This is a genomic window from Paracoccus versutus (assembly GCF_000763885.1).
Lineage (GTDB): Bacteria > Pseudomonadota > Alphaproteobacteria > Rhodobacterales > Rhodobacteraceae > Paracoccus > Paracoccus versutus.
Genome location: NZ_JRKO01000012.1, coordinates 76,971 through 103,930 on the forward strand (window position 1 = coordinate 76,971; position 26,960 = coordinate 103,930).

General features: G+C 66.2%; 30 protein-coding genes and 1 tRNA gene. 15 read left to right on the forward strand and 16 right to left on the reverse strand.

Going from position 1 to position 26,960, the window contains the following annotated elements; all coding sequences use genetic code 11:
• Positions 1-3: 3 nt before the first annotated feature.
• The gene (locus tag IT40_RS07100) at positions 4-1,170 is read right to left on the reverse strand and encodes an ATP-binding protein (RefSeq protein ID WP_036752427.1); all 1,167 of its coding nucleotides are present in this window, start codon (positions 1,168-1,170) and stop codon (positions 4-6) included.
• A gap of 88 nt (positions 1,171-1,258) precedes the next feature.
• Positions 1,259-1,468, reverse strand: coding sequence for a helix-turn-helix domain-containing protein (locus tag IT40_RS07105; RefSeq protein ID WP_243700148.1), 210 nt, complete (start codon positions 1,466-1,468; stop codon positions 1,259-1,261).
• Between the two features lie 222 nt (positions 1,469-1,690).
• Between IT40_RS07105 and IT40_RS07110 the strand changes: the two genes are divergently transcribed.
• From IT40_RS07110 to IT40_RS07125, 4 genes are all read left to right on the forward strand, one after another.
• Positions 1,691-2,299, forward strand: coding sequence for a hypothetical protein (locus IT40_RS07110; protein WP_166443841.1), 609 nt, complete (start codon positions 1,691-1,693; stop codon positions 2,297-2,299).
• Positions 2,300-2,412: 113 nt separating this feature from the next.
• Positions 2,413-2,730 (forward strand): hypothetical protein, encoded by a 318-nt coding sequence (locus IT40_RS07115; protein ID WP_147307261.1) that lies wholly within the window; start codon positions 2,413-2,415, stop codon positions 2,728-2,730.
• Between the two features lie 3 nt (positions 2,731-2,733).
• Positions 2,734-3,375 carry a hypothetical protein gene (locus tag IT40_RS07120; RefSeq protein ID WP_116171070.1) on the forward strand — a complete coding sequence of 214 codons (642 nt, stop codon included), beginning with the start codon at positions 2,734-2,736 and terminating at the stop codon, positions 3,373-3,375.
• A gap of 62 nt (positions 3,376-3,437) precedes the next feature.
• Positions 3,438-3,995 (forward strand): metallophosphoesterase, encoded by a 558-nt coding sequence (locus IT40_RS07125; protein ID WP_036752355.1) that lies wholly within the window; start codon positions 3,438-3,440, stop codon positions 3,993-3,995.
• Positions 3,996-4,101: 106 nt separating this feature from the next.
• Here IT40_RS07125 and IT40_RS27370 read toward each other — a convergent pair whose 3' ends face one another.
• From IT40_RS27370 to IT40_RS26630, 4 genes are all read right to left on the reverse strand, one after another.
• Positions 4,102-4,719: a hypothetical protein gene (locus IT40_RS27370; protein ID WP_084196889.1), complete on the reverse strand. Its 618-nt coding sequence runs from the start codon at positions 4,717-4,719 to the stop codon at positions 4,102-4,104.
• Positions 4,720-5,112: a hypothetical protein gene (locus IT40_RS28405; RefSeq protein ID WP_147307260.1), complete on the reverse strand. Its 393-nt coding sequence runs from the start codon at positions 5,110-5,112 to the stop codon at positions 4,720-4,722.
• Positions 5,113-5,119: 7 nt separating this feature from the next.
• On the reverse strand, positions 5,120-6,181 hold the full coding sequence (locus tag IT40_RS28410; protein ID WP_147307259.1) for a hypothetical protein: 1,062 nt from the start codon (positions 6,179-6,181) through the stop codon (positions 5,120-5,122).
• A gap of 289 nt (positions 6,182-6,470) precedes the next feature.
• A complete protein-coding gene (locus tag IT40_RS26630) occupies positions 6,471-7,034 on the reverse strand; it encodes a helix-turn-helix domain-containing protein (RefSeq protein ID WP_052095772.1) in 564 nt (187 codons plus the stop codon).
• Between the two features lie 125 nt (positions 7,035-7,159).
• Here IT40_RS26630 and IT40_RS28415 point away from each other — a divergent pair, with 125 nt between their 5' ends.
• The 3 genes from IT40_RS28415 to IT40_RS07140 are packed head-to-tail and all read left to right on the forward strand — an operon-like array spanning position 7,160 to position 8,711.
• Entirely contained in the window at positions 7,160-7,411 is a 252-nt protein-coding gene (locus tag IT40_RS28415) for a hypothetical protein (protein ID WP_116171069.1), read from the forward strand.
• Complete coding sequence (locus IT40_RS28420) at positions 7,411-7,587, forward strand: hypothetical protein (protein WP_157034062.1); 177 nt, start codon at positions 7,411-7,413, stop codon at positions 7,585-7,587. The genes IT40_RS28415 and IT40_RS28420 overlap by 1 nt, the downstream gene beginning before the upstream one ends.
• Positions 7,584-8,711, forward strand: a complete 1,128-nt coding sequence (locus tag IT40_RS07140; RefSeq protein ID WP_052095773.1) for a site-specific integrase — start codon at positions 7,584-7,586, stop codon at positions 8,709-8,711. Before IT40_RS28420 ends, IT40_RS07140 begins: the two co-directional genes overlap by 4 nt.
• 14 nt (positions 8,712-8,725) lie before the next feature.
• Here the strand turns inward: IT40_RS07140 and IT40_RS07145 are convergent.
• Positions 8,726-8,801 (reverse strand) — tRNA-Ile (locus IT40_RS07145).
• Between the two features lie 173 nt (positions 8,802-8,974).
• Here IT40_RS07145 and choX point away from each other — a divergent pair.
• From choX to IT40_RS07180, 7 genes are all read left to right on the forward strand, one after another.
• A complete protein-coding gene (gene choX, locus IT40_RS07150; RefSeq protein WP_084196897.1) occupies positions 8,975-9,913 on the forward strand; it encodes a choline ABC transporter substrate-binding protein in 939 nt (312 codons plus the stop codon).
• Positions 9,914-11,410, forward strand: coding sequence for a choline-sulfatase (gene betC, locus IT40_RS07155; protein WP_036752360.1), 1,497 nt, complete (start codon positions 9,914-9,916; stop codon positions 11,408-11,410). It begins immediately after the preceding gene.
• 196 nt (positions 11,411-11,606) lie between these two features.
• Positions 11,607-12,188 (forward strand): DUF1269 domain-containing protein, encoded by a 582-nt coding sequence (locus IT40_RS07160; RefSeq protein WP_036752363.1) that lies wholly within the window; start codon positions 11,607-11,609, stop codon positions 12,186-12,188.
• Between the two features lie 39 nt (positions 12,189-12,227).
• Positions 12,228-12,986, forward strand: a complete 759-nt coding sequence (gene mtgA, locus IT40_RS07165; protein ID WP_036752366.1) for a monofunctional biosynthetic peptidoglycan transglycosylase — start codon at positions 12,228-12,230, stop codon at positions 12,984-12,986.
• Positions 12,987-13,073: 87 nt separating this feature from the next.
• Positions 13,074-13,763, forward strand: coding sequence for an FtsZ-binding protein FzlA (gene fzlA / locus IT40_RS07170; RefSeq protein WP_036752368.1), 690 nt, complete (start codon positions 13,074-13,076; stop codon positions 13,761-13,763).
• Entirely contained in the window at positions 13,744-14,796 is a 1,053-nt protein-coding gene (gene queG, locus IT40_RS07175) for a tRNA epoxyqueuosine(34) reductase QueG (protein WP_052095774.1), read from the forward strand. Before fzlA ends, queG begins: the two co-directional genes overlap by 20 nt.
• Positions 14,793-15,734, forward strand: a complete 942-nt coding sequence (locus tag IT40_RS07180) for a DMT family transporter (protein ID WP_036752370.1) — start codon at positions 14,793-14,795, stop codon at positions 15,732-15,734. The genes queG and IT40_RS07180 overlap by 4 nt, the downstream gene beginning before the upstream one ends.
• Positions 15,735-15,755: 21 nt before the next feature.
• Here the strand turns inward: IT40_RS07180 and IT40_RS07185 are convergent, their stop codons facing one another.
• The 9 genes from IT40_RS07185 to cysQ all read right to left on the reverse strand — a co-directional run bounded on the left by IT40_RS07185 (position 15,756) and on the right by cysQ (position 25,971).
• Positions 15,756-17,150 carry a hypothetical protein gene (locus tag IT40_RS07185; protein WP_036752373.1) on the reverse strand — a complete coding sequence of 465 codons (1,395 nt, stop codon included), beginning with the start codon at positions 17,148-17,150 and terminating at the stop codon, positions 15,756-15,758.
• On the reverse strand, positions 17,147-18,841 hold the full coding sequence (locus IT40_RS07190; protein WP_208021297.1) for a DUF5927 domain-containing protein: 1,695 nt from the start codon (positions 18,839-18,841) through the stop codon (positions 17,147-17,149). Before IT40_RS07190 ends, IT40_RS07185 begins: the two co-directional genes overlap by 4 nt.
• Entirely contained in the window at positions 18,838-19,863 is a 1,026-nt protein-coding gene (locus IT40_RS07195) for a glycosyltransferase family 2 protein (RefSeq protein WP_084196893.1), read from the reverse strand. The genes IT40_RS07190 and IT40_RS07195 overlap by 4 nt, the downstream gene beginning before the upstream one ends.
• A gap of 28 nt (positions 19,864-19,891) precedes the next feature.
• Positions 19,892-21,127: a glycosyltransferase family 4 protein gene (locus IT40_RS07200; protein WP_036752377.1), complete on the reverse strand. Its 1,236-nt coding sequence runs from the start codon at positions 21,125-21,127 to the stop codon at positions 19,892-19,894.
• Positions 21,117-22,115, reverse strand: a complete 999-nt coding sequence (galE, locus tag IT40_RS07205; RefSeq protein WP_036752380.1) for a UDP-glucose 4-epimerase GalE — start codon at positions 22,113-22,115, stop codon at positions 21,117-21,119. Before galE ends, IT40_RS07200 begins: the two co-directional genes overlap by 11 nt.
• Before the next feature lie 6 nt (positions 22,116-22,121).
• The gene (locus IT40_RS07210) at positions 22,122-23,012 is read right to left on the reverse strand and encodes a UTP--glucose-1-phosphate uridylyltransferase (protein WP_036752388.1); all 891 of its coding nucleotides are present in this window, start codon (positions 23,010-23,012) and stop codon (positions 22,122-22,124) included.
• Between the two features lie 102 nt (positions 23,013-23,114).
• On the reverse strand, positions 23,115-24,368 hold the full coding sequence (locus tag IT40_RS07215) for a glycosyltransferase family 2 protein (RefSeq protein WP_052095775.1): 1,254 nt from the start codon (positions 24,366-24,368) through the stop codon (positions 23,115-23,117).
• Positions 24,368-25,168: a 3-deoxy-manno-octulosonate cytidylyltransferase gene (locus IT40_RS07220; RefSeq protein ID WP_036752391.1), complete on the reverse strand. Its 801-nt coding sequence runs from the start codon at positions 25,166-25,168 to the stop codon at positions 24,368-24,370. Before IT40_RS07220 ends, IT40_RS07215 begins: the two co-directional genes overlap by 1 nt.
• Before the next feature lie 5 nt (positions 25,169-25,173).
• Complete coding sequence (cysQ, locus tag IT40_RS07225) at positions 25,174-25,971, reverse strand: 3'(2'),5'-bisphosphate nucleotidase CysQ (RefSeq protein WP_036752393.1); 798 nt, start codon at positions 25,969-25,971, stop codon at positions 25,174-25,176.
• A 142-nt stretch (positions 25,972-26,113) separates the two neighbouring features.
• Here cysQ and IT40_RS07230 point away from each other — a divergent pair, with 142 nt between their 5' ends.
• Positions 26,114-26,935: an ABC transporter permease gene (locus IT40_RS07230; protein ID WP_036752462.1), complete on the forward strand. Its 822-nt coding sequence runs from the start codon at positions 26,114-26,116 to the stop codon at positions 26,933-26,935.
• The last annotated feature ends 25 nt before the right edge of the window (positions 26,936-26,960 follow it).

The window sequence follows — 26,960 nt, forward strand, 5'->3', positions numbered from 1 at the left end:
CGATCAGTGCAAAGCCAGCAGGTCTTGCCCCAACTGGTGCAGGGGTATGACTTCGATCCCGTTCGGCAGCGGGAAGGCCTCGGAGCCGGGATAGATAACGATGCGCCGCGCGGGTTCCAGGTCTTCGCAGGCCGAGTGAAAGCCGCGCTCGACCTTGGGTGCAAGATTGCGCTTGACCTCTATCGCCCAGACCGCGCCGCCCGGCAGGGTCAGCACCAGATCGACCTCGGCCCCCGCGCCGCTGCGGTAGAATTGGGCCTGCGTCCCGTCGGGCATCGTGGTGTGCGCTGTTTCGATGACGAGACCTTCCCAACTCGCCCCCGCGACGGGGTGGCCGAGAACGTCATCGAGCGTCGTCAACCCGAGAAGGGCGTGCAGGATGCCGGTGTCGCGCACATAGATGCGCGGGGATTTGACCAGCCGCTTGCCGATATTCGCGTGCCAGGGCTCCAGGCGGCGCACCAGCATCAGATCGACCAGCAGATCGAGATAGGAGGCGACGGTCTTGGCATCGACCCCGAGCGCGCGGCCGAGTTCGGCGGCGTTCGACAGGCCGGATTGCCGATGCGCCAGCATGGTCCAGAACCGCCGCAGGGTCTCGGCGGCGATGCGGGGGCCGAGCGCGGGAATGTCGCGCTCCAGATAGGTGCGGATGAAGTCGCGCCGCCAGCGCTGACTGGCCTGATCACCCTTGGCGAGGAAGCTGTCGGGGAAGCCGCCGCGCAGCCAGAGGCGATCCAGATCGGCGGCGGGAACCTCCAGCGCATCGAGAGGGGCGAGTTCGGCATAGGCGATCCGTCCCGCCAGCGTCTCGCCGGATTGCCGCAAGAGGTCGATAGAGGCCGAGCCGAGCAGCAGGAACCGGCCCGCCCGCAGCCCCTTGCGCCGCCCCCGGTCGATCAGCCCGCGTAAGGATTGGAACAGGTCCGGCACCCGCTGGACCTCGTCGAGGATGACCAGCTTGTCTTCATGGGCTGACAGGTAGAGTTCGGGATCGGAGAGCTTCGCCCGGTCGGTGCTGGATTCGAGGTCGAGATAGAGCGAAGGGCGCGCATCGCCCAGCTCCTGGGCTAAGGTGATCTTGCCCACCTGCCGCGGCCCCAGCAGGGCAACGGCGGGGCTGTCGTCCAGCAGGGACTTGAGGGTGTCGGTTATGCGGCGTTCAATCATCATCCTTGCAATTAGGGAGTTTTGATCCCGATTTGCAAGGTTATTTTGAGGTGATCTTGCGGCCAGAAGTTAGATAGTCCCCCACGGGCTACTGACCGGGAACAGCTTTTGCCACCCTGTCCATCAGCAAGGCCGGTGACGCACCGATCCCCTCCGCCCATTCGATGAACTCGACCACGTCGAGCCGCCTTTCGCCGGTTTCCACCTTTGCCACATAGGATTGCGGCCGGTTCAGCCGGTCTGCCAACTCCTGCTGCGTGATCCCCGCTTCCTTCCGTGTCTCGATCAGCACCAGCATCAACGCCCGGTGCCCGGGCGTTCGCAGACTTCGGGCCATCGCGGCGTCTCCAAAGGGCCTAAGCCCTTGCCGCGTAATCCCGTTCTGGTATTATCCCATTTCAGGATGCTGGCGTTGCTGCATCCTCCTGCGCTCAGTGCCTTCTGAAGTGTGCGAGTGAATCTGGTCAGGCCATTCAATGCCGGTGCCGGAGCGTGGGTTTCGGTGGTGGAGGCATTGAAGATGAACAGGACGGCACCATGGCATCGCGCATTCGCGTCCCACCACCGCCATGTGCGGCCCGACAGGCGATCTTTGTCTGTCTATCGTGGCCGGGTGGTCTCCGTTGCAGACCGGGTGACGAGCACGACCGTCAGCGGCCAGCATGGCTACACCTCGGTCAACTCGGTGCCCGAGGTCTGGATCGCCGATGCCAACGGACAGGAGCTGCGATTCATCGACGTGACGCTGGGGGATTGCCGGGCCGGGCATGAGGTGGTGATCGTCGGCGATCCGGCGAAGGACAAGGTCCTCTCGATGCGGAACCTCTCGACCGGGCAGACGTGGTTTTCATCGTCCCTGACGGACCTGCCGTTCAATGGAAGCCACCTTTTCAGCATGATCCCGACCGCGATCCTGTTCTGTGGCATCGCCTCGTTCATATCGTTTGCCATGTTCGGTGAGGCATGGTCGCGCAGGACCTGGTGGGAGCAAACCGCCCCCGATCTGATGTTCTACGCCGCGCTGGCCCTGGGCTGTTGGTTGCCCGAAATGGGGCGGACATGGATCAACCACCGGAACGAGGCCCTGCGTGTCAGGATCACGCAGGAGCTGGAGGCGGCTTCCAAATGAGACATGCTCCTACGTTCACAGGCATCGTTCTGGCCGCCTGCCTCGGCCTGCCTGCTTCGGCTATCGATGACCCATTGCCGTCGGTGCCGTTCCAGACCACGGAAACCGGCCAGATGCGGGACCCGACCGGCCTCTGGACCCCGGCTGAGGTAGCCGAGGGCGGGTCGGATGTGCAGCCCTCGGTCTGGTATGCCCGTTTCCCGGTGCGGGGTGGCGAGGTCACGCTGGCGGTTCTGGTCGATGCCTGGTGCGGCATGTCCGAATGCCCGGTGCGGTTCCGGATTGAAACGGCCGATGGCCGGGCGGTCCAGAACTTCGGGACCGTCGATTACGACATGGTCTGCCAGGATTTCGAGAGCTTCACCTATGATCCCGAGGCGCGGGCGCTCCACGCCTGCGCCGCCAGGATCGCGCTGCTGCCGGAGGGTTGAGCCATGCGCGTTCTGCTTGCAGGGCTGACAATGGTCTGCCTTGCCGCGACGGCCTCGGCCGAAACCGCGCTGGACTCCCTCGCGCCGGGGCCGAGGGCGGCCTGGAACAATCTCGTGCTGGGGCTGACCCAGACCGATGGCTCCATTGACGTGGTGATCGCCGAGCGGCCCGATCCGGTGGCTCTGGCCAACCTGCTCGATCTGCTGGTGCTGCATACCGGCCTTCAGGTCCGGTTCAGCGTCTTCCACGATGTCGCGGATCGCGGCGAGGTGCTGGCGCAAATCTATGCCTTCCGCGAGGTGACGGGCACCGATCTGCACGTTTGCCGGAGCTGGTGGTCCTGGCCGGAGGCCGATGGCTATGCCGCGATGCTGCGCGATCGGTTCGGCGGCAGCCTGGTTTTCATCGACAACGGCGACAGTTCCGACGCCTATGACAACCCGGCCTCGGATTTCATGGCGGCGCGCATCCTCGATCCCCTATTTGCTGGCGTCTTCGGCCCAGACCCGCGCCGGATCGAAGATGGCGGCGACTACCTCGCGGCGATGGAGATGTTCTGGCGGCAGATCGACACGCTGAACATATGGGACCGCGACCGGCTGCTGGTACGCGGCGGCTGGGTCGATGGCTGCGGCGACCGATAGACGTTGACCGCGCCGCCCCCGCCGGGGCACAAGCCACCTTCCTTCCGTCTGGACCTGTAACGATGACCCACTGGTACACCGCCGACCCGCATTTCGGGCATGACAGCATCATCCCCAACACCCGCCGCCCCTTCCGCGACACCGGCCATATGGACGCGGTGCTGATCGAACGGTTGTGGGAGAAGGTCGGCCCCGATGACGATCTCTGGATCGTCGGCGATTTCGCCTTCGGGCCGAAGGCGAAGGACGAGGACTGGCTGCTGGTGATCTTCGGCCAGCTGCCCGGCGCGCGGCGGCATCTGGTGGTGGGCAATCACGATGGCCCGCTGACCCAGGCGTTGCCTTGGGACAGCGTGTCGTGGCTGGTCGAGGTCGATGACCCGGCCAGCGACCGGCCGGTGACGCTTTGCCACTATCCGATGATGACCTGGAACCACGCCCGGAAGGGCGCGCTGCATCTGTTCGGCCATGTGCATGGCAACTGGCAGGGCAGTGCGAACGCGGTCAATGTCGGGGTGGACGCCTGGGACTTTTACCCGGTGACGGTGCAGGAGGCCGCCCGGCGGGCGAAGGGGATGCCGGTGAACCGGCACTGGAAAGATGTCGAGCCAAGGGCGTGAGCTGATGCGTACAGGTTGTTTTACGCGGGCGACCTGTGCTGGGCAGTGGAAGGAATGGAAACGGCCCCTACCAGGATAGTCGTACCAGATACAGCATCCGGCCATGCTATTTAATCGGCGCGTGCATCAACGGGACAATGCTATGACGAACGAAAAAAATACACCCTGAGTTCGGGCATTTGTGGCTTGTTCGAAAATTCAAATTGGAGCCTTCAATGTCTTCTGTGATTGTCACATCGGAATGGGCAGCCGTAAGACGGTCTCTCCATTCGGTTAGAACGGCTTTTGAATCGCCCTGCCGATGATAGATGATCAGCTCACCGTGATCCCGCCCCAGCATAGCGGTCCCATACCGATGAGAAAGCTGGTGATAGCCATCCTCAAGCCAGCCGTAATCTCTATGGACCTTGGCCTCACCCAACCACATGAAGCTGTCGTGCTCGATTATCAGATCGCAATGGCCGTTCACATGCCGATCATGGGTTGCCGAAATACCTCCGGATTCAAGCATATCGGCGATCCGCATCGTGAGTTCGTCTTCACCTCTGTTCTCCTCTAAGCCACGCGTATCGACCAATCGTGAAAAACAAAATGCCAAGCTCTCTTCGAGAATCTTCAAACGCTCATCATGCGTTTTAGCTAGCTGCCAGCGCACGGCTCGCCCGCCCGCACTTCCCCCGAAAAAACTCAAATAGTCTGCTAAGCGCATGTCTTCAGCAGCCATCTACTCACCAGCCTTCAAGGAGTAGAAAATTCGGACATGACGCATAGGCTCATCTACGAGTTTACCAGATATCGGATGAGCAAGAACGCCACTCTCCATCAAGCCTTGAAATTCTTCTGTAGTTAGGTGGAGCTGTCCCTCCTCAGCGTCATCGAGATAACCATGAATTTCAAGTATTGCACTTTCACGTGAAGCCAGGATGCTCAATGCTGGCAGAAGCAATTCTCGATGCTTGTCGCTATCAAGATGTTCATAGAAGAACGATAACCCGATGTGCGCGCCGTCGCCTGCTCGGAAATCAGAGAGAATATCCGTAATAGCCAGACACGCGGACCGCATGTCTGCGGAAAGCCTTGAGGCGGCTAAGCGGTCTCTGAACTCCCCGAGGTTCATGTCGGCACTATTGCACGCTGTCGACTTCTAGTTTAGCCTTTTTTCCAAGGCGGTCGATTACAAACTCGTAGTCGGTTGCCCGCACGCAGTTCTGGATCTTCGCGCCTGTTACTATTGGGTTTCCATTTGTACCGTTACCCGCTGGACCGGATGCCGACAGCATCAATGATGGTACATAAGACACCCCATCTTCGTGGAAAGCCCACTCTACGGTGATTCGATAGATCGCGATGGCTTCCACTGCACCCTTTCCCGCGACATGGTAGGCTTCCGTCCGCTGATCGGCGTTAGCTCGCCTACGCGGCATCTTTTCGTCTTTGATACCGCCAGTTGTAGTCTGGAACGTCATCTGCGTTACCGTGCCTTCCGTTGCGTCTTCGTAAAATGGACGCACCGCTGGGAAGAGGTTCACAGCCCTGCCGAGTTCTACAATACCCCAGCTGTTAATGATCGTTTTTAGAACTGAATGTAACCCATGCACATCGGCCTCCGATGCTCCACGGGGAAAGTCCACGCGAACCTCCAGAAAATCGCGCTCGTGAGGCATCCAGATCACGTGGAACATCTGGACTGGCTGCCGCTTCAGCCCAACAACCTCGTCGTATAAAGCTTTCATCCCGGCAGGGTCATCAAATTCCTGAAAGGGAATTTCTTCACGGGTTCTGATCCAGAATACCGAAGAAAGCATAAGCCCAATGCCATCTTCGTTACTCTCTGCTCTGACGATAGCCATATCCCCAGTAGCTTTCATCAGCTCCTCGTCGGGCATTAGATGAGGATAGCTTTTAGTGGCGGGCGTATTAGAGATTTCAGCGCTTAACAACTTATTCTGGATTACGTTTCGAAGTGACGGATCAACCGCATAGAGCTTGGTGAACTTCTCGCCACATAGCAGATGTTCAACCAACGCATCTTCTAGTGCTCCGTGATTGACTTGTTGCCCTGAATCCTCGATTTTCTTAAGTGTGCTGTCCCAGCCGTGACTCGTGGAGATGCCGTTGGCCTGCAAAATTTTCTTTGCGTTTGTCCAATTCATTCGATGACGAAGGGTGCGGAAAAGTTCTTCCATCTGATCCTACTGTCTGTTCCAGGGGCTCAAGCTAAAGACACGTCGAGCGATAACTTGGGTCGTCAGTATATGACTGCATGTCCGCAAAGATCTCAAGGCAATAGTAGCGCGTGGTTGCCACATCGCCGAGGGAGTAGAAGTGCTTTTTCCGTCCATCGCCAGGCGCTAGAGATCTCATTTCTCCCGATCGCAGCAGTTCAGGCCGCCCGCCGCGAGAGACCGATTCCGCCCATCCCTTCACAACAGCATATATCCCACCCGGCACATCGCCATCCACAACCCGCACGGCTCAGCCCCCCTCCCGTCGCAGAATCTCTTCGTACTCTTCAGCCTCCCTCCGGGCAACCTCGGCTATCGTCTCTCGCCGCAGCCGATCATGGCTATAGTCCGGCTCCGACCGAGTGGCGGCGGCGGCGAAAGCGGCCTTGTCCCTGACTTCGGAGAGGGGAAGCTCCGGGAACTCCTTGAGCAGGACGCGGAAGGCGTCGATGGCCGTCTCGGCGATCCGGGTGCGGGCGCTGTATGACACCGGCAGCGGCGCACCCGTCACCAGCTCGTTCATGTCGCAGTCCAGCCACGCCGCCAGCTTGATCATCGCGGGCAGGGGGAGGGAGCGTGTGCCGTCCTCATACTGCTGGTAGGTGCGGCGGCCCACGCCCAGGGTCTTTGCCATTTCCTCCTGAGTCAGGCGCTTGGTCTTGCGGAAACGCCGAAGGTTCCCGTGCGGGACGCAGGCCGCTTCCTGCTGCGAACGCTCGATCTCCCGATACTCGGCCTCCAGTTCCTCGAACATCTCGGCCTCGATTCGGGCCTTTTCTTCGGGCGTTCGCTTCTGAAATCTGTACGTCGTCATCCTGCCACCTTGGAATGCGCATATTTGTGCGCCTATATGGGCATTTTTCGACGTTTCGCGCAAGATTTCTTGTCTCGGATGTGGTTCTGCGCAAACTTGCATCGAGAGGTAGCAGGAGGCGCAGGATGACGAGTTTTGTAGAGGATGCGCAGACCCCGGAAAGCTGGGTCGAGCAACTGCGGGTGCGCGGGATCAAACTGTCGGCCCGGCGGCTGCGGGAAAAGGCCCGTGCTTATGGTCAGTTCTATTGCCTTGGGCGCACGGTGTTTCTGTCGTCCAGTCATGTCGAAACGATCCTGGCGGCTGAGGCGGCTGGCTGGAACGAAGCGCTGCCCAACGGAAGGGCTAGGGCCGCAGCCTTGGAAGGAAGGGGCTGATGGCCAACCGCCGTTCGGCCTTCAGACAGTCCGATGTCGAGAAGGTGCTGAAGGCCTACCGGAGCGCTGGCTTCTCGGCCCCCGTCATCATCATTGAGCCGGAGCGGATCACAGCCAAGCCGGTGGAGGCAGCCGCCGATACCGCCCCGAACGAATGGGATGAGGTTCTGCGATGAAGAAGAAGCGCACGTTTCCGGGGGCTTCGGCCTATGCAGACCGCCACGGCACCCGCCGCTGGCGTTACCGAAAGGGTGGTTTCAGCCGGGAGCTTGGCACCGATTACGGATCGGAAGAGTTCGTGCGGCGCTACGAGGCCGCTGTGCAGGAACATCGCACCGGCCGGAAGGCGGGGGCGGGAGCCGCGCAGACAGTTCCGGGCAGCATCAACGATCTGGTCGCCAGCTACTACCGCACCCCGGAATGGCGAAACCTCGTCGAACTGACGAAGAAGACCTACAAGGGGGTGATCGAGCCGTTCCGGCTGGAGCATGGCACGAAGCTGGTGGTGCGGATGGAGCGCAAGCACGTCATGGCGATCCTCGGCAAGAAGGCCGACACCCCGGCGGCGGCGAACAACCTGCGCAAGCGCCTCGGCCAGCTTTTCGACCATGCCATCGCGCTGGATTGGATCAAGTTCAACCCGGCGCGGCTGACCAAAGCCTACAAGATCGCGGGCGACGGGTTCCACACCTGGGACGAGACCGAAATCGCAGGCTATTTCGAGGAGCACGAGCCGGGCACGATGGCGCATATCGCTGTGACGCTCATGCTCTACACCGGGGCGGCGCGGGTCGATGCCGTCAAGCTCGGCTGGGCCAGCATCAAGGCAACGGCGGATGGCCCGCGCCTGCAATATACCCGCCAGAAGACCCAGAAGAGCAACGGCGTCCCGGTCAGTATCCCCATCCACCCCGACCTCTGGAAGGTGATCCGCGATTTGCCCAAGGACCGGCCTTTCCTCGCGACAGCCTATGGCAGGGGTCGGACGGCGGCGGGCCTCGGGAACAAGATGCGCGAATGGTGCGATGCGGCGGGACTGGACGAATGTTCCGCCCACGGTCTGCGCAAGGCCTGCGCCCGGCGTCTGGCCGAGGCGGGGGCGACGCCGCATGAAATCATGGCGATCACCGGGCACAAGACATTGGCCGAAGTGCAGCGCTATACCCAAGCGGCGCTGCGTGAAGGGCTGGCGGATTCCGCGATGCAAAAGCTTCTGGCGCGGCCGAACCGGGAACAAACCGTGGTGAACCTTGTCCAATGGTTCGCCAATAATTCCTCTAACCACATGAAAGGACAATAAAAAATGACGGGGTTTGGTAGGCCCGGAGGGACTCGAACCCCCAACCAAGGCGTTATGAGCGCCCTGCTCTGACCATTGAGCTACAGGCCCCGAACGGCGCCACCATTGATCGAGCAGGCCGGCCGCGTCAAGGCCGGGAACGTCGCATTGCGGGAAATCCGCGGCAGGCGGGCCGGCATCGGCTCTTGATCCCGCATCCCGCCTGTGGGCTGATGGCGCAGGAAGCCGCGGCCCGGCCGCGGCAGGAAACCAGAGGCCCGATCATGTCCAGAACCGCCCTGCTGCCCTCGCTTGCCCTTGCCCTGATTGCCGCCGCGCCCGCGCTGGCGGACGATCCCGCCAGCTGCGGCACCGTCCGCTTCTCGGACCCCGGCTGGACCGACATCACCGCGACCAACGGCGTCGCCACCGCGCTGCTGCAAGGGCTGGGCTATACGCCCGACCTGCGCACGCTGTCGGTCCCCGTCGGCTACGAGGCGCTGAAGAACGGCGATACCGACCTGTTCCTGGGCAACTGGATGCCGGCGCAGCAGAAGTTCCGCGACGACCTCGACGCTTCGGGCCGGACCGAGGAGCTGGTGCAGAACCTGACCGGCGCCAAGTTCACCCTGGCCGTCACCGCTGCGGCCGCGGACCTGGGCGTCCAGGATTTCGCCGATCTCGACGGCCACAAGGACGCCTTCCAGGGCAAGATCTATGGCATCGAGCCGGGCGCGCCGGCGAACCAGACCATCCAGGCCATGATCGAGGCGGACAAGTTCGGCCTGGGCGACTGGGAGCTGGTCGAATCGAGCGAACAGGGCATGCTGGCCCAGGTGCAGCGCAACGACGCCGCCGGCCAGCCCTCGGTCTTCCTGGCCTGGGCGCCGCATCCGATGAACGTCGCGCTGGACATCACCTACCTGTCGGGCGGCGACGAGGAATTCGGCCCCGATTACGGCAGCGCCACCGTCCACACGCTGGCCCGCAAGGAATGGGCCGCCGCCTGCCCCAATGCCGCCAGGCTCTTCGGCCAGCTGGTCTTTACCGTGGAGATGGAGAACCTGCTGATGGGCAAGATCCTGGACGAGGGCATGGACCCGACCCAGGCCGCCAAGGGCTGGATCGCCGAGAACCCGGATGCGGTGGCGGCATGGCTTGACGGCGTGACCACGCTGGATGGAAAACCCGGCGCGGAAGCAGTCATGGCATCGGTGAAGTAATTGCAACGACCCAATATCCTGATCGTGATGGCCGACCAGTTGTCGGGGGTGCTGTTCCCCGACGGCCCGGCCGAGTTCCTGCATGTGCCGCATCTGCGCCGGCTGGCCGCGCGCTCGACCCGCTATGCCAACGCCTATACCGGCAGCCCGCTTTGCGCGCCCGGCCGCGCCAGCTTTATGTCCGGGCAATTGCCGCGCCGCACGCGGGTCTATGACAATGCGGCCGAGTTCTGCTCGGACATCCCGACCTATGCCCATCACCTGCGCCGGGCGGGCTGGCAGACCTGCCTGTCGGGCAAGATGCATTTCGTCGGCCCCGACCAGCTGCACGGGTTCGAGGAGCGGCTGACCACCGACATCTATCCGGCCGATTTCGGCTGGACCCCGGATTACCGCCGCCCCGGCGAGCGCATCGACTGGTGGTATCACAACCTGGGCTCTGTCACCGGCGCCGGCGTGGCCGAGATCACCAACCAATACGAATACGACGACGAGGTGGCCTATCACGCCACCCGCAAGCTCTACGACCTGGCGCGCGGCGGCGACGCGCGGCCCTGGTGCCTGACCGTCAGCTTCACCCATCCGCACGACCCCTTCGTCGCCCGGCGCAGGTATTGGGATCTCTACGAGGGCATCCCCGAGCTGGAGCCGCCCGAGGCGATCCCATATGACCAGATGGACCCGCATTCGCAGCGGCTGATGGACGCCTGCGACTGGCGGGGCCTTGAGGTGACGCCCGATCACATCCGCCGCGCAAGGCAGGGCTATTTCGCCAATATCTCGTATATCGACGACAAGCTGGGCGAGATCCTGGACGTGCTGGAGCGCACCCGGCAGGAGGCGATCGTGGTCTTCCTGTCGGACCATGGCGAGATGCTGGGCAGCCGCGGGCTGTGGTTCAAGATGCACTTCTTCGAGGGCGCGGCGCGGGTGCCGCTGATGATCGCGGCGCCGGGCATGGCGCCGGGGCGGGTGGACACGCCGGTCTCGACCATCGACGTGCTGCCGACGCTCTGCGAACTTGCCGGCATCTCGATGGCCGAGGTCGCGCCCTGGACCGACGGGCGGTCGCTGGCGCAGGGCGCCGGGGCGCGCGGGCCGGTGGCGATGGAATACGCGGCCGAGGGCAGCATCGCGCCGCTGGTCTGCCTGCGCGACGGCGACTGGAAATACATCGCCTGCGCGGCCGATCCCGAGATGCTGTTCGACCTGGCCGCGGACCCGGACGAGCGGGTGAACCGCGCCGCCGATCCGGCGGCGGCCGGGGTGCTGGCGCGGATGCGGGACATGGCCGGGGCGCGCTGGGACCTGGCCGCCTATGACGCCGAGGTGCGCGAAAGCCAGGCCCGGCGCCGGGTGGTCTACGAGGCGCTGCGCAACGGCGCCTATTTCCCCTGGGACCACCAGCCGCTGATGAAGGCATCCGAACGCTACATGCGCAACCACATGGACCTGAACGTGCTGGAGGAGGCCAAGCGCTTTCCGCGCGGCGAATAGGCGGGCGGCGAATAGGCGGGCGGCGGCCCCCGGCCGCTCCGTCGCGGCCGGGGGCTGTCTGCCCCCGGACCCCCGAGGATATTTGGCCACGAAAGAAGCGGGTAGGGATTTCGGCGGCCGCGACCCTGTGCCGCAGCAAGGAACCCGCGATGCGGGCGGGGCGTTGGCCCGCCATCAGCCAAGAGGGATTTCCGCCATGTCCGACCTGCTTGTCATCGCCTTCGACGACGAGGCGACCGGCTTCGAGTTGCGCACCGAACTGGTCAAGATGCAGAAGGAATATCTGATCGAGCTCGAGGATGCCGTGGTCGTCACCCGCCCCTCGGCCGAGGATATCCAGCTGCACCAGGCCGTGAACCTGACCGCGGCGGGCGCGCTTGGCGGCGGCTTCTGGGGCACGCTGGTCGGGCTGATCTTCCTCAACCCGCTGATCGGCGCCGCGGTCGGCGCGGGCGCCGGCGCCATCGCGGGCACGCTGTCCGACATCGGCATCAACGACGATTTCATGCGCGAGCTTGGCCAATCCGTCCCGCCCGGCGGCTCGGCCGTGTTCATCCTGGTGCGCAAGATGACCGCCGACAAGGTGCTGGCGCGGCTGGAAAGCTTCCACCTGAGGGGCCGGGTGCTGCAAAGCTCGCTGCCCGAGGCCGAGGAGGATCGCCTGCGCGAGGCCTTTGCCGGCGGCAAGCTGGGCACGGCGCTGGGCATGCCGCATGTGGACCGGCCGGCGTCGGGCGTGGCGCCGGCGGAGGGATCGGACCCGTCGCCCTCGGCCTGACGCTTGACGCAAGGGGCATGGGCGTGACAGGACGCCCCCATGCCCCACCGCACGGACACCCTTGACGACAACCCCGAGGCGCAGGTGACGCGCCGGCGCCGCGGCCTGCGCGTCGGGCGGCCGCTGCGCCGCCTGGCGCGGTGGCTCTGGTCCTGGACCAGCTGGATCGGCGCGCGGCTGCTGGCGCTGATGTTCGTGCTGGTCTTTCTGTTTTCCTTCATCAACCCGCCGACCACCTGGACCATCATCCAGGGCCAACGCGAATTTCCCGGCCGGGCCACGCGCGAATGGGTCGGCCTGGACCAGGTCTCGGCGCATATGGTCCGCGCCGTGGTCGCGGCCGAGGACGCCAATTTCTGCAACCACTGGGGCTTCGACATGGTCGAGATCCGCAGGGTGATCGCCTCGGGCTCGTCGCGCGGCGCCTCGACCATCACCCAGCAGACGGCGAAGAACGTCTTCCTGTGGCAGGGGCGCAGCTGGCCGCGCAAGGTGATGGAGACGGCCTATACCCCGATGATCGAGGCGCTGTGGTCCAAGCGCCGCATCGTCGAGGTCTACCTGAACATCGCCGAATTCGGCCGCGGCGTCTTCGGCATCAAGGCCGCCTCGGAGTATTATTTCAAGACCACGCCCGACAAGCTGAGCCTGCGGCAGGCGGCGGCGCTGGCCTCGATCCTGCCGGCACCGCGCACGCGCAACCCGCAGACCGGCTCGGCCCGCACCCGCTCGATCGTCAGCGGCGCCGAGACGATCCGGGCGGATGGCCGCGATTCCTGCCTGGGGCTTGGGCGCTGATCCGCGCCCTGCCGCGCATCGCGGTTGAAACTGCGCGTCCCCAAGCGTATCAACCGGAAGCCCGAGAACGAACCGGTTTTTCCACCCATGAACACGCCCTCGCCCAGTTCCACGATTCGCCTTTACCATGTCGCCCTGTCGCCCTTTTGCCGCAAGGTCCGTCTGGTGCTGGCCGAAAAGCGCATCGAGGTCGAGCTGGTCGAGGACCGTTTCTGGGAGCCGGGCTCGGAAATCATGCGCCGCAACCCGGCGGGCAAGCTGCCGGTCCTGCGCATGGACGGCCGGCTTCTGGCCGAAAGCCAGGCGATCTGCGAATACCTGGACGAGATCCAGCCGCAGCCCTCGCTGATGCCCGCCCTGCCGGCCGAGCGCTACGAGGTGCGCCGGCTTTGCGCCTGGTTCGATGACAAGTTCAACGCCGAGGTGACGCGCCCGGTAATGAACGAGCGGGTCTGGAAGAAGGTGATGCGCCTGGGCTACCCGGATTCGCGCACGGTCAAGGCCGGGCTTTCGGCAATCCGCTATCACCTGGACTACATGAAGGGCCTGCTGGAACATCGGCGCTGGCTGGCGGGCGACGTGATGACGCTGGCCGATTTCACCGCCGCCGCGCATCTGTCCTGCCTCGACTATATCTCGGACGTGGACTGGACCCATTCGGCCGAGGTGCAGGAATGGTATGCCAAGATCAAGTCGCGGCCCGCCTTCCGCAGCCTTTTGGCCGACCACCTGCCGGGCGTCCACCCGGCGCCGCATTATGCGCTGCTCGACTTCTAGGCCGACCGACCCGGCGGAGATCCGTTCGCGGCTGGAACAGCAGGCACGGGCCGAGGGTTTCTCGGCCCTTGGCATTTGCGCCCCCGACGCCAACCCGCAGCTGCCCGAGCGGCTGGCCGCCTTCCTGGAGCAGGGCCGCCACGGCCAGATGGGCTGGATGGCCGAGCGGGCGCATTGGCGCGCCTCGCCGGGAAGCCTGTGGCCCGAGGCGCGTTCGGTCATCATGCTGGCCGAGCTCTACACGCCCGAGCATGATCCGATGGAGGTCATCGGCCACAAGGACCGCGGCGCGGTCAGCGTCTATGCCCAGGGCAAGGACTACCACGACCTGGTCAAGAAACGGCTCAAGCGCCTGGGCGGCTGGCTGGTCGGGCTGACCGGCTGCGAGATCAAGGTCTTTGTCGACACCGCTCCGGTGATGGAAAAGCCGCTGGCGCAGGCGGCGGGCCTGGGCTGGCAGGGCAAGCACACCAACCTGCTGTCGCGCGAGCTGGGCAGCTGGTTCTTCCTGGGCGCGATCTTCACCACGCTGGAGCTGCCCAGGGACGCGGCGGAACGCAGCCATTGCGGCTCGTGCCGGGCCTGCCTCGACGCCTGCCCGACCGGGGCCTTTCCGGCACCCTACCAGCTGGATGCGCGGCGCTGCATCTCTTACCTGACCATCGAGCACAAGGGGCCGGTCGACCCCGAGCTGCGGCCGAGCCTGGGCAACCGCATCTATGGCTGCGACGATTGCCTGGCCGCCTGCCCCTGGAACAAGTTCGCGCAGGAAGCGACCGAGCTGCGCTATCACGGGCCCCATGGCGCGCCGGCGCTGGCGGAACTGGCGGCGCTGGACGATGCGGGTTTCCGCGAGCGTTTCTCGGGCAGCCCGATCAAGCGCATCGGGCGCGACCGCATGGTGCGCAACGTGCTTTACGCCATCGGCAATTCGGGGCTTGCACATCTGCGCCCGCTGGCCGAATCCTTGGCCGATGACCCCGACCCCGCGGTCGCCGATGCGGCACGCTGGGCATGCGAGCGATTGCCATGATCCATACGCCCCCAAGCCCGCTGCGCGGCATCCTGCTGAAATGCCTCAGCGTGCTGGTGTTCACCATCATGGCCTCGATCGTCAAGGCGACCGCCCAGGGGGGCCTGGGCGTGCCGCCGGGCCAGCAGGTGTTCTTCCGCTCGCTTTTCGCCATCCCGGTCATCCTGGTCTGGCTGGCCTTCCGGCACGAGCTGGGCGTGGGGCTGAAGACCTTTCGCCCGATGGGGCATTTCTATCGCGGCGTGATCGGCACTGCGGCCATGGGGCTGGGCTTCTGGGCGCTGGCCCTGCTGCCTTTCCCCGAGGTCACGGCCATCGGCTATGCCGCGCCGCTGCTGACGGTGATCTTCGCCGCCATGTTCCTGGGCGAGGACGTGCGGCTGTTCCGCCTGTCCATGGTGGTGCTGGGGCTGGTCGGCGTGGTCATCGTGCTGTCGCCGCGGCTGAGCTTCGGCGCCGCCATGGGCTACAGGGAAAGCCTGGGCGCCATGGTCACGCTGTCGGGCGCCGCCTGCACGGCGCTGGCGCAGATCTTCGTGCGCAAGCTGGTGCAGGAGGAACGCACCTCGGCCATCGTGTTCTGGTTCTCGGTCACGTCGACGCTGCTGGGGCTGCTGACGCTGCCCTTCGGCTGGGTCTGGCCCGATGCCGAGACCGCCGCGCTGCTGGTCACGATCGGGCTGCTGGGCGGGCTGGGGCAGATCCTGCTGACCTCGGCCTATCGCTATGCCGATGCCTCGCTGGTCGCGCCCTTCGAATATGCCTCGATGCTGCTGGCGCTGCTGATCGGCTGGTTCATCTTCGACGAGGCGCCGACGCTGGTCATGCTGGCAGGCGCGGCGCTGGTCATCACCGCCGGCATCCTGATCATCTGGCGCGAGCGGCAACTGGGGCTGGAACGCAACCGCCAGCGCAAGGCCATGACCCCGCAGGGCTAGTCACGGCTGGGCCGGGCCAGGCTAGGGCTGGCCGGCAAAGCCGAAGGCGACGTAATCGCGCAGATAAGCCCTTTTCGCCGCGGCGCGCAGTTCCTGGTCGTTCAGGAAATCCGGGAAGGGCCCGGCCCTGGGCAGGTCGGCCGGCGCCCCGATGCCGACGCTGGCGGCAAGCCAGGACAGCTCGCGCGGCAGGTCCGCCTCGCGCAGCACCATGTCGGGGGCGCCGAAGCGGGCGAACCCGGCCAGCACCTCGGACTGGCTGGCCCAGCCGGGATAGGTCGGCAGCGTGGTCTGGCCGTTCAGGTTGCGGCGCAGCAGGTCCAGGAAGGCCGCGAACAGCTCGGCCTTGCGGCCCTGGTCCAGCGCCGCAAGCTCGGGATCGTGCGGCAGCGGCACGCGATGGATCCGCCGCAGCAGGTCGCGCAATTCGGCATTCCTGCCCTGGGTCAGCGATTCGAACGCCTTCCAGGCCCGCAGCAACGGATGGCGCAGCACGGTGAAACTGCGATGGCCGACATGCTGGCGCTTCCATTGCCGCAGGCTGGCCTGGGTGAAATCGCCCGCGACCTCGCCCATCGCCCGCAGCCAGTCCGAGACCCGGCCGGTCGGCCCGCCCTTGACCGGCATGAAGATCAGCCCCCTGCCCGCCTCGGCCCCCAGGAACGAGGGCACGGCGGGACCGCGGCGCGGCTCGAAATTCGGGATGCGGCGCAGCATGAACGGGTCGAGGCGCGCCAGTTCCGCCTGCATCTCGTCGAAATTCTCGACCTTCTCGGACAGTTCGCGCGGGTTTTGCGGCACCTGGTCGCTGGCCGGCTCGACCCGCTCCAGGTCGGTGCGGCCCAGCCAGTGCAAGAGACCGGTCATCACCTCGGCGTCGCGCAGATCCTCGTAGCCCAGCCAGAAGGCGGCCTGGCCGGTCACTTGCAGCCGGTGCATGACCTTCAGCTGGAACGCCTCGATCTCGCCCACCGCCTGCCGGAACGCGGCGCCGTCGAAGCGCACGGCGGCGGGGATCGGGGTTTCGGTCTCGTTCAGCTTCCACTGGTTCGTCGCCCGCGCCAGCGCGGTCGAGACATAGCTGTCCACCGGGTTGCGGGTCAGCACGATCTTGGCGCAGGACCGATCCTCGATGATGGCGTCCAGGACGCGCGGGTCGTGGTCGTGGAAATAGCGAAACCCCGGCAGGTGGTTCGGCTTGTCGAAGATCGCGGCCAGCAGCCGGTGGGGATCGGCCTCGCGCTCGGCCATGGTGATGCCCTTCAGCTCGTCCTTGTCGGGCCAGCCCATCATGTAGGGGTTGAAGGCCTCGCCAAAGCAGGTGACGCGCTTGACGGCGTTCAGCGTCGCCTCGAGCAGGTTCGAGCCGGTGCGCATCTCGGCGAAGATGACAAAGCTGCGAAAGGGCTGGGTCATGGCGCGGGGTTTCCTTGGCTGGTCGGCGGGGCGGGATCGGCCACCGGGAAATCCCCCATCAGCCGCGGATGCAGCCCGGCATTGCGCAGCCTTTGCAGGAACCGCCCCATGCCGGCGATGTCGCACATCCGGGGCAGGTCGGCCGCGGCCCGGGCATCGCCGCCCAGCCCTTGCAAGAGGCCGCCCAGCACGGCCGCGGGCCGGGCGCAGACATCGCCCAGATCCCAGACCTGCGTGCGCGCCTTGAGCCAGACCGAGTTCAGCACCTCCATCTGCGCCAGTTCGGTGCGTTGCAGGATGGCGGCGACCCGGCGGATGTCGTCGAAGGGCATGTCGGAATGCAGCAGCGGCACCGCCCAGGCGCCGGTGACGACGAAGATGCGCGCATTGGGATCGGTGGCGAGGAACCAGTTCATTTCCTGCCCGTCGCGCGGGCTGAACTGCCAGGCCTGCATCCGCTGCGAGCTGCGGATCAGGTTGGCCAGGAAGCCGCGCTGGTCCAGGTCGCGCAGCCCGGCGCTGTCGGGCAGCGCCCCCGGCCCCAGCGGCTTGCGGCCGGCGAACTCGACGCCCTGCACGGCGAAGACATGGCCATGCACATCGGCGTCGATCCGCCCGGCCAGCCAGGATTTGAAACCGGGGAACAGGTCGGTGAAGCCCTGGAACAGGGCATAGGGCGCAGCGGTCTTGCCGTTCTCGCGGTCCTTCAGCGGAAAGCGGCTTTGCATGTAAAGCCCCGGCCGGCCCAGCCGCCGGCGCGCCACCGCCTGCGCGATGATGCGCTCCACCCGCTCGGGGCGGGGCTCGGCGGCCGGGGGGGCCGCGGCCTCGGCCGGCGGGAAATGCCGGTAAAGCCGATCCGCACCCCGCCAGATCTTGCGCGCGACAAAGCAGCGCGATTGCTGCAAAAGCTCCAGGTGGTCGTCGTAAAAGATATAGGGCTTGCCCTGGTCGTCGAACCTGGCCAGCGTCAGCGAGCGGCTTTCGATGCTTCTGGAATGGCGGCGGGCGAGGGTCTGGAAATAGCTTTCGTCCGGGATCCAGACCCGGCTGAAATAGCGGTCGAACTCGGCCCGGCGCGGATCGGCCAGGATCGCGCCCAGCGTGGCCCGCGTCAGGCACCACCATTGCGAGCCCAGATGCGGCACCAGGCCCCGCGGGATGCGGCGCTTGTAGCCCAGCCGGCGCTGCAGCGCGACATAGCGGTCGAAAAGCTTGTGCCGGCGCCGCCAGGAAAAGGGGAAATGCAGGGTGAAGCGTTCCTCGTTCAGCCCGCCGACGGTCCAGCCGACATCCTCGGCCGTCACGCTTTCGATGAAGTCGCGTCCGGGATGCGACGCCAGATAGGCGCAAAGATCCGCCACCGGGCGCAAGGGCAGGCAGGCGCCCGAGACGACCAGCACATGCGTCACGTCCCCGAACCGCCCGAGCAGCAGGGCCGCGGCGTCCTGCGTGGCGCGCACCAGGCTGAAGGTGCCCCATTCGCAGGGATGGCGCGGGCTGAACAGCACCTGCGGCAGGTCGGCCAGCCCGGCGCGCATGGGCCGGACCGCATCCTCGGCCGTCCGGGCATCGACATGGACCGCGACCGCCGCCCCGCCCTCGGCCCAGACCCGCGCCATGCGGGCGGCGATGGGCAGTTCCTCGTGGCACAGCATGACCACGCCCAGCCGCACCGGCGCGTCGCTCATGCCCAGTTCCCCTTGGAGATCAGGCCCAGATCCTCGAGCAGGCGCCAGTCCCGCAGCGCGCAGGACTGCTCGCACCAGAAATCCGGGTCGTCGCGCAGCCCGGCGTGATAGGCCAGGTATTCCTGGCTGTCGGCGTAATGCTGGCGCCGGCTCAGCTCTTCGGCGGATTTCTCGACGAAGCTGGACAGGAACTTGGCATGCAGCAGGCAACCCGAGGCCTTTTCGCCGCCGTCCTGGTCATAGACCAGGTTCAGCGAGCGCGGCAGCAGCATATGGGTCGAGCTGACATAGGCCTGGCCCCGCTGCCAGCGCACCAGCGGGATCTTGTTCAGCGCCGGGGCGTTTTCGGGATCGTCGGCAAAGAAGGCTCGCGCCCGCGGCCCGCCCTGGATCCACAGGTTGCCGTATTCGCCGTTCTTGCGGATGACGTAATTGGCCGGGTCGAACCAGCGCGCGATCTGGAACGGATCCTGCCCGGCGCGATAGGGCTCGGCGGCCAGCGAGCCCTGGGGATACATGTCCAGCAGCATGGCCGAGAAGGCGCGGATGTTGCTGGCATCCAGCCAGTCGGTCAGCGCCTGCAAGGGCCGGGTGTCGTGATGGGGATAGACCAGAAATTCGTCGGGATCGACCGTCAGGCACCAATGCCCCGCGCCATGGCGGTGCAAGAGCCAGTTCATCCAGTCCATGCCGAAGCGCGCCGCCTTGTAGCTGGCATGGGTCAGCCAGACCGAGACGTCCTGCTGCTCGCCCAGGTATTCGCGCCCGCCATCCTGCGAGCCGTTGTCCACCACCAGGAAGTGCCGGATGCCCATCGCCCGGTAATAGTCCAGAAACCACGGCAGGCGCGGCGCCTCGTTGCGCATGGTCATGAACAGCAGGATGTCGCCCGGCGCGATTCGGGCGGTGCGGTCCCAGACCGGATGCAACTGCCGGCGACGGCGGATCGCGCGCCCCAGCAGCCATTGACGGCGGGCGCGGAGCCTCAGTTTACGCCGGATAATCCTGAACGGGCGCGGCACGGGAACTCTTTTTACCTTTTACTGCCCGTCACATAGACGCAACCTCCGAGAGGCGCAATGTTTCGCTCAACCCCGCGTGGAAATGCGCGAAATGCCCGTCCCAGGCCGGCACCGGCAAGGCCGGCCGCCGCAGCGGCGAGGCAGCCGCCAGCCGCGCGATCTCGGCCGCCCAGTCGGCGGGGGCGTCGGGCGACAGCCAGGTCGCGTAATCGCCCAGCATCTCGCGCGCCGCCGGCAGGGGCGTGGCCAGGACCGGGATGCCGCGCCCGGCCGCCTCGGTCAGCGGCAGGCCGAAGCCCTCGGCCCGGCTGGGCATCAGCAACCCGTGGCTGCCGCTCAGCAGCGCCGCCACCGCACCGTCGTCCAGGTCGGAAAGCTCCTGCACCGGCCCGCCCGGCGGCAGGCGGTCGAGCCGGGCAAAGATCGCGCGATTCTCCCAGCCGCGACGGCCGATGACGAACAGCTGCGGCTTCGGCCCGCGCTCCAGCAACTGCCAGGCGTCCAGCAGCAGCCCGTGGTTCTTGCGCGGCTCGATGGTGCCCAGGGTGACGAAGAAGGGGCGCGACAGGTCCAGGCCGGCCGGCAGCCCGGCCGGATCGGGCGCGGCCAGCCTGGTGCCGATGGGCGCGGCGACGACCGGCGCATGGCCCGGCAGCCCCAGCCGCTCGCCCCAGCGCAGCACATCGGCGCGGGTGGCCTGCGAAACGGTCAGGATCAACTCTGCCTGCCCCAGCGCGGCGGCGAAGCGGTCGCGGAACTTCCCGGCCTGACCCGCGCGGGTGAATTCGGGATGGTCCAGCGGGATGGTGTCGTGGATCAGCACCGCCCGCGGCAGGGGACGCAGGTTCGCCAGCAGCGCCGGTTGCAGGTTGGCATGGCCGACGTTGACATAGACGCCCTGCCCCAGATGCGCCTGGGCGGCGCGGCCCAGGCCCCGCCCGTCGCGACCGGCCCGTGCCAGCGCCATGCCGCGCAGCGCCGCCTCGGCCCGCGCGGCCAGGGTGCGCCGCCCGCGCAGCCGGTCCAGCAGGTCGGGCGGCGGCAGGTCGTCCAGCGCCCCGCCCAGCCAGCGCAGGATCGCCGCCCCGGCCTGGGGCGGCAGCAGCAACTGCCCGCGCCGCACCCGGCACAGCAGCAGGTGCGGGCGGTCTTGCAGATGGGCCAGCCATTCCGCCTCGACCCGGTCGATGCCCGTCGCCGGGCCACCGCCAAGCCGCGAGATCAGCCGCGAGACATCCAGCAGAACCGCCGGGTCAGGCCTCATATCCGCCGTTCTGGTGCCAGCGCCAGGCGTCGCCGATCATCTGCGGCAGGGTCGAGCGCGCCGGGTTCCAGCCCAGCACCGAGACCGCCTTTTCACTGCCCGAGACCAGCTTGACGGCATCGCCGCCACGGCGCGGCCCCTCGGTCAGCGGCACCGCGCGGTTGGTGACATGCCGGGAATGGTCGATCACCTCGCGCACCGAAAAACCGTTGCCGGTGCCCAGGCAGAAGACCTCGTGCCCACCCTCGGCCACCTTGCCGTCCAGCAGGTGTTTCAGCCCCAGCACATGCGCGTCCACCAGGTCCATCACATGGACATAGTCGCGGATGCAGGTGCCGTCCGGGGTCGGATAATCCGTGCCGTGGATGGTCAGCGCCGCGCGCTTGCCATCGATGGCGTCCAGGATCAGCGGGATCAGATGCGTCTCGGGCTGGTGGAACTCGCCCACCTCGGCATCCGGGTCGGCGCCGGCCACGTTGAAATAGCGGAAGATCACCGATTTCAGCCCGTCCGAGGCGCCGAAATCCTTCAGCATGTCCTCGATCGCGCGCTTGGAGGCGCCATAGGCGTTCAGCGGCGTCTGCGCGGTCGTCTCGTCCAGCACGACACCGTCATGGTCGCCATAGGTGGCGCAGGTCGAACTGAAGACGAAATTCCGCACCCCCGCCGCCAGCGTCGCCTCGATCAGGCTCAGCGAGGCGCTGACATTGCCGCGCCAATACTTGCCCGGCTCGCGCATCGCCTCGCCGACCTGGCTCAGCGCGGCGAAATGCATCACCGCGACGGGCTTGTGGCGGGCAAAGACCTCGTCCAGCCGGGCCCGGTCCATGAGGTCGCCCTGCTCGAAGGGGCCGAATTTCACCGCCTGCCGCCAGCCGGTGCAGAGATTGTCATAGGTGACGGGCTCGAAGCCCGCCGCGCGCAATGCCTTGCAGGCGTGCGAGCCGATATAGCCCGCGCCGCCGGTCACCAGAACCTTGTTCGTCATGCCCGCTTATTCCGCCGCCTTGCGCATTGCCAGGACGTCGGAAAGATAGTCGGCAAATTCATCCCTCAGATCGTCGCGCGCCAGGCCGAAAGCCACGGTCGCCTGCAGGAAGCCCGCCTTCGAGCCGCAGTCGAAGCGCTGGCCGCGGAAGCGCAGGCCGAACACGTCGCGACCCTCGGCGATCTCGTCGGCGATGGCGTCGGTCAACTGGATCTCGCCGCCCGAGCCCTGCTTGAGCTTGTTGAGGTTGCTCAGCACCGAGGGCGCCAGGATGTAGCGGCCGATCACGGCCAGGTTCGAGGGCGGGTTGTCCTTGGGCTTTTCCACCATGCCGCGGGCGCGGACGATGGCGCCCATGTCCTCGGACACGTCCAGCACGCCGTAGGCCCTGGTCTTCTCGGCCGGAACCTCCATGGTGGCGACCATGCTGCCGCCGGTTTCCTGATAGGCCTCGATCATCTGTTGCAGGCAGGGCGGCTCGCCCATGATGACGTCGTCGGTCAGGATGACGGCAAAGGGCTCGTCGCCGACCAGGCGGCGGGCGCACCAGACGGCATGGCCCAGCCCCAGCGCCTTGTGCTGGCGGACATAGGCGATGGCGCCCGATTCCATGTTGGTCGAGCGCAGGATGTCCAGCAATTCGTTCTTGCCGGATTTCTTCAGGCTCGATTCGAGCTCATGGGCGTGGTCGAAGTAATCCTCGAGCGCGCCCTTGCCGCGCGAGGTGACGAAGATGAACTCCTCGATCCCTGCCGCCCGTGCCTCGTCGATGGCGTATTGGATCAGCGGGCGATCCACCAAGGTCATGATCTCCTTGGGAATGCTCTTGGTGGCGGGAAGAAAGCGGGTGCCCAGTCCAGCCACGGGGAAGATGGCCTTGGTGACTTTGCGAGTCATGAATTCGGTCTCCTGATTTCTGCACCGACGCAGGGCATTTATCCCTTTTTGCGGGCGCCTGCGCAACAAGCGCCTGGCCGGCACAGTCGTTCCTTTAAAATGTTAAAGCGATTCAATTTTTGCGTTTTGCGGCGATTTTCCGCTGATCTCGCTCCGCCGTCCAGGCAAATTTCCTCGCTCGCGCAGAATGCGCGCATTCTTGCTCAGAAATATGACAGGCGGGTCTCTGGGCAGCGAGGCGCCCCAAAGACCGCCCCATTGTTCCCACCAGCCGCCCGCGGCGCGGGTCCGCCGATGCGGCAGGAAACTGGGGGTCAGCAGCAGCAGTTCGGTGGGCCTCCCCTGCGCCACGGCTTGCGCCGCACGGGCGCGCAGGGCGCGCGCCTGCCAGTGCCAGCCGGCCAGAAACAGCGGCTCGCCGCCCGGCGCCCGGTGCGGCAGCGGCTGGAACGGCGGCGGCGGGGGCCGGTTCCAGACCGGCGGGGTGGGCGCCTGCCCTCGGCCCTGCGCCAGGCCGCGGTCCAGCGTCGCCAGGATCGGCGCAATGGCGAAAGGGTCGAGCCGGCCGGCCACCATATGCCGCAGGAGCCGCCGGCGCTGGCCTTCGCGCAGCCAGCCCGCATCGCCGCCGTGCCGCGTGGCGAAGATCGCGGCGGAACGGCCGATGGCGGTCAGATCGCGCGGCACCCCGGCCTCGCCCCGGACGGCGCCGGGGGCGGCGCCATGGATCACCTGCGCCGCCGGGACCACCGCCGTCAGCCCCTGCGGAAACCGCGCCGCCATGCGCAGGTTCGCGTCACTTTCGTCCAGGTAATAGGCGAAGGCCGGATCGAAGCCGCCGATCTGCAGCAGCGCGTCGCGACGAAAGCCGGAATTGGTGCCGATGGTGCTGACCGGGCAGCCGTTCTCGGGCGCAAGCAGCGCGGTTTCGGCGACATGCAGCGGCAGGGTGGCGCCCGAAGGCGTGATTCGCTCGGCCCGGACCTGCCAGCGCAGCCCGTCGGGCCCGCGGGTGAAGCCGGTGGCGGCGATGACGCGCGGATCGGCAAATGGCGCGGCCAGCGCCCCGGCCCAGCCCGGCTCGGCCAGCGCGTCGTCGTCGATGAACAGCACCACCTCGCCCGCCGCCAGCGCCAGCCCCTCGTTGCGCGCGGCCGAGATATTGGCCTGGTCGAAGGCCAGCCGCTTGGCCGGCAGTTCCGGGCAGATGCCGACGGCGGCGGGATCGGCCACCAGCACCAGCTCGAAACCGGCATGGACCTGGCCGGCCAGCGAGGCCAGGCAGCGCGCCAGCGCCTGCGGCCGGTGGCGCGAGACGACGATGATGCTGATCGAAGGCAGCCCGCCTTCGGGCATCAGGCGATGCCCATGCGCTGCATCATCGCTTCCAGCTTGGGCACGTCCGAGGGGTTGTTCAGCTCCCAGAACTCGCGGCCCTTCGCCTCGACCTCGACGCAGAGGATGCGGCGGCCGCGTTCCAGGAAGCGCAGCTGCTCAAGCCCTTCCAGCGCCTCCAGCCGGCCCTCGTCCCAGGTCGGGTATTCGGCCAGCGCCGTCGGGCGATAGGCATAGACGCCGACATGGTGAAAGACCGGCGTCGGCTCGCTGGGGCCGAAATCCGCCGCGGCATAGGGAATCACTTCCTTGGAGAAATACAGCGCCCGCCGGTCATGGCCGAAGACGGCGGTGGTGCCGCCGACGCGCCCCGCCACCCGGTCGGCGATCAGGTCCGAGCGCATGGCCCCCGAACAGCGCAGGACCGGCGTGGCCACGTCGGCGCCGGGATCGGCGCGCAGCCCGGCGACCAGTTCCTCGACGAACCAGGAAGGCGTCAGCGGCGCGTCGCCTTGCAGGTTCACCACGATCTCGGGCGACACGCCCAGATTGGCCACCGCCTCGGCGCAGCGCTCGGTGCCGTTGCGGGCAGCGGTCGAGGTGATGGCGACCTCGGCCCCGAAGCCCTCGGCATGGGCGCGGATGCGCTCGTCGTCGGTGGCGACGATCACCCGGTCGATGCCCTGGACGGCTCGCGCCGCCTCCCAGCTGCGGCGGATAAGCGACAGCCCCGCGCCGGTCGCGCCGCGCAGCTCGACCAGCGGCTTGCCGGGATAGCGGGTCGAGGCGTGGCGGGCGGGGATGACGATGACGACGGACATGGGAGTCAGTCCTTGACCAGCAGCACGCCGGGGGCGAAGGCGATGAAGAACGGGTTCTCGAACCCCGGCTTGCCATAGGTCAGCGGCGCGTGGTCATCGAATCGCACCACCTCGCCGCCCGCGCCGCGCAGCACCGCGTCGCCCGCGGCGGTGTCCCATTCCATCGTCCGGCCCAGGCGCGGGTAAAGATCGGCCTCGCCCGTCGCCACCAGGCAGAACTTCAGCGAGCTGCCCGCCGAGGTCATGTCGCGCACCCCGTAGCGGGCGATATAGTCGTCCGTCGCCGCGTCGCGATGCGATTTCGAGGCGACGACCATCAGCGCCCGGTTGTCGGGCGTCGAGTTGACGCCGATGGGCGTCAGCTCGCCCGGTTCTTCGCCGAAGGGGCCCTTTTCCTCGACCGAGCCGCCCTGCGCGGTGGTATAGAACAGCCGTCTCTTGGCCGGGGCATAGACCACGCCCAGCCGCGGCACGCCGTTTTCCACATAGGCGATGTTGACGGTGAAATCGCCGCGACGCTGCACGAATTCCTTGGTGCCGTCCAGCGGATCGACGATCAGGAAGGTCGAAAGGCTCTGGCCATGTGTCGCCGCCTGTTCCTCGGTCACCAGCGCGATGTCGGGGAAGGCCGCGCGCAGCCCGGCCGAGATCAGCGCGTCGGCGGCCTCGTCGGCCTCGGTCACGGGCGAGGCGTCGGATTTGGCGCGCACATCGAAATCCTCGGCGCCATAGATCTTCATGATCTCGTCGCCGGCCCGCAGGGCAAGACGTCGCATTTCGGCAATCATTCGATCGAATTGCATGGTTTTTCCTTTCCGTCCCGAAGCATCGGGGATGCGGCGCCGATTGAACACGGCTGTCGGCTTCCTTATGATGCGGCGGACCGCGCAGGGCAAGCACCCCGCGAAAGCCATAACCGAAACCGCAGCCAGAGCCATCCCGACCATGTTCACCCAGCACCGCAGCCGCAACATGGTCGAGGCCGCTTTCACCACGCTGTCGCTGATCTATCACGTGACGGTCAACAACCTGCGCAAGGGCCAGCGCAACGCCGTGGTCGGGCTGATCATGACGGTGGTGCAGGCCATCAGCATGATCCTGGGCTTCTATCTGCTTTTCGCCATCATGGGCATGCGCCACGCGCCGATCCGGGGCGACTACATCGTCTATATCATGTCCGGGATCTTCATGTTCATGGCCCATTCGCAGGCCATGGGCGCGGTGGCCATGGCCGGCAACCCCAACAACCAGATGATGAAGCACGGGCCGATGAACACCGCGGTGATGATCTCGGCCGCGGCGCTCGCCTCGCTCTACAAGCAGACCTTCTCGGCCGTCGTGGTGCTGAGCGGCTATCACTACATGATCCAGCCGATCCAGATCGACAACCCGCTGGCCTGCTATGCCATGCTGGTGCTGGCCTGGTTCTCGGGCTGCTGCATCGGGCTGATCTTCCTGGCCCTGCGGCCCTGGTGGCCGCAGGCGGCGCAGGTGCTGACGCAGTTCTACCAGCGCATCAACATGGTGTTTTCCGGCAAGATGTTCGTGGCGAACCTGATGCCCAGCGCGATGCTGCAGATGTTTTCCTGGAACCCGCTGTTCCACCTGATCGACCAGACGCGCGGCTTCGCCTTCATCAACTATTCGCCGCGCAACTCGTCGCTGGACTATCCGCTCTATGCCACGCTGACGCTGCTGATGATCGGGCTGATGGCGGAATACGCGACCCGCAAGGCGGTCTCGATCAGCTGGGCGGCCGGCCGGTGACGGCGGCCCCCGCCCCCTCTCCTGC

Bases quoted from the DNA above. Each gene is read 5' to 3' on its own strand.
- IT40_RS07115 (WP_147307261.1), top strand. From the start codon at position 2,413: ATGCGGGACCCGACCGGCCTCTGGACCCCGGCTGAGGTAGCCGAGGGC.
- IT40_RS07190 (WP_208021297.1), bottom strand. From the start codon at position 18,841: ATGAGCGACGCGCCGGTGCGGCTGGGCGTGGTCATGCTGTGCCACGAG.
- IT40_RS07125 (WP_036752355.1), top strand. From the start codon at position 3,438: ATGACCCACTGGTACACCGCCGACCCGCATTTCGGGCATGACAGCATC.
- IT40_RS07210 (WP_036752388.1), bottom strand. From the start codon at position 23,012: ATGACTCGCAAAGTCACCAAGGCCATCTTCCCCGTGGCTGGACTGGGC.
- IT40_RS07140 (WP_052095773.1), top strand. From the start codon at position 7,584: ATGAAGAAGAAGCGCACGTTTCCGGGGGCTTCGGCCTATGCAGACCGC.
- IT40_RS27370 (WP_084196889.1), bottom strand. From the start codon at position 4,719: ATGGCTGCTGAAGACATGCGCTTAGCAGACTATTTGAGTTTTTTCGGG.
- galE (WP_036752380.1), bottom strand. From the start codon at position 22,115: ATGACGAACAAGGTTCTGGTGACCGGCGGCGCGGGCTATATCGGCTCG.
- mtgA (WP_036752366.1), top strand. From the start codon at position 12,228: ATGCCCCACCGCACGGACACCCTTGACGACAACCCCGAGGCGCAGGTG.
- IT40_RS28405 (WP_147307260.1), bottom strand. From the start codon at position 5,112: ATGAACCTCGGGGAGTTCAGAGACCGCTTAGCCGCCTCAAGGCTTTCC.
- IT40_RS07120 (WP_116171070.1), top strand. From the start codon at position 2,734: ATGCGCGTTCTGCTTGCAGGGCTGACAATGGTCTGCCTTGCCGCGACG.
- IT40_RS28410 (WP_147307259.1), bottom strand. From the start codon at position 6,181: ATGGAAGAACTTTTCCGCACCCTTCGTCATCGAATGAATTGGACAAAC.
- IT40_RS07215 (WP_052095775.1), bottom strand. From the start codon at position 24,368: ATGCCCGAAGGCGGGCTGCCTTCGATCAGCATCATCGTCGTCTCGCGC.
- IT40_RS07200 (WP_036752377.1), bottom strand. From the start codon at position 21,127: ATGAGGCCTGACCCGGCGGTTCTGCTGGATGTCTCGCGGCTGATCTCG.
- queG (WP_052095774.1), top strand. From the start codon at position 13,744: ATGCGCTGCTCGACTTCTAGGCCGACCGACCCGGCGGAGATCCGTTCG.
- IT40_RS07160 (WP_036752363.1), top strand. From the start codon at position 11,607: ATGTCCGACCTGCTTGTCATCGCCTTCGACGACGAGGCGACCGGCTTC.
- IT40_RS28415 (WP_116171069.1), top strand. From the start codon at position 7,160: ATGACGAGTTTTGTAGAGGATGCGCAGACCCCGGAAAGCTGGGTCGAG.
- IT40_RS07230 (WP_036752462.1), top strand. From the start codon at position 26,114: ATGTTCACCCAGCACCGCAGCCGCAACATGGTCGAGGCCGCTTTCACC.
- IT40_RS07110 (WP_166443841.1), top strand. From the start codon at position 1,691: ATGAACAGGACGGCACCATGGCATCGCGCATTCGCGTCCCACCACCGC.
- IT40_RS26630 (WP_052095772.1), bottom strand. From the start codon at position 7,034: ATGACGACGTACAGATTTCAGAAGCGAACGCCCGAAGAAAAGGCCCGA.
- IT40_RS28420 (WP_157034062.1), top strand. From the start codon at position 7,411: ATGGCCAACCGCCGTTCGGCCTTCAGACAGTCCGATGTCGAGAAGGTG.
- IT40_RS07220 (WP_036752391.1), bottom strand. From the start codon at position 25,168: ATGTCCGTCGTCATCGTCATCCCCGCCCGCCACGCCTCGACCCGCTAT.
- choX (WP_084196897.1), top strand. From the start codon at position 8,975: ATGTCCAGAACCGCCCTGCTGCCCTCGCTTGCCCTTGCCCTGATTGCC.
- IT40_RS07105 (WP_243700148.1), bottom strand. From the start codon at position 1,468: ATGCTGGTGCTGATCGAGACACGGAAGGAAGCGGGGATCACGCAGCAG.
- cysQ (WP_036752393.1), bottom strand. From the start codon at position 25,971: ATGCAATTCGATCGAATGATTGCCGAAATGCGACGTCTTGCCCTGCGG.
- IT40_RS07185 (WP_036752373.1), bottom strand. From the start codon at position 17,150: ATGACCCAGCCCTTTCGCAGCTTTGTCATCTTCGCCGAGATGCGCACC.
- IT40_RS07180 (WP_036752370.1), top strand. From the start codon at position 14,793: ATGATCCATACGCCCCCAAGCCCGCTGCGCGGCATCCTGCTGAAATGC.
- fzlA (WP_036752368.1), top strand. From the start codon at position 13,074: ATGAACACGCCCTCGCCCAGTTCCACGATTCGCCTTTACCATGTCGCC.
- IT40_RS07100 (WP_036752427.1), bottom strand. From the start codon at position 1,170: ATGATTGAACGCCGCATAACCGACACCCTCAAGTCCCTGCTGGACGAC.